Consider the following 206-nt stretch of genomic DNA (forward strand, 5'->3'; position numbering starts at 1 on the left):
ACCGTAAATTGCCAGATGTCTTGACCTTCTTTAATGGTAAACGTTTCGTACCTTTCGTGGTTATCCTCCGTTCTACTATCGTTGGTTTGATCATGGCAATCTTCTGGCCACTGGTTCAATCTGCTATTAACGGCTTTGGTCAATGGTTGGCCAACTCACAAAATACAGCACCAATCCTGGCACCATTCCTCTATGGTGCCTTGGAA

Annotated in this window: 1 protein-coding gene; it reads left to right on the forward strand. The window is 44.7% G+C overall.

The window, feature by feature from the left end:
- A partial coding sequence (locus FH871_RS34780; RefSeq protein ID WP_212768376.1) for a PTS transporter subunit EIIC occupies nt 1-206 on the forward strand: 206 nt, incomplete at both ends.

Origin of the sequence: Larkinella sp. C7, assembly GCF_006149005.1 — a bacterium.
Lineage (GTDB): Bacteria > Bacteroidota > Bacteroidia > Cytophagales > Spirosomataceae > Larkinella.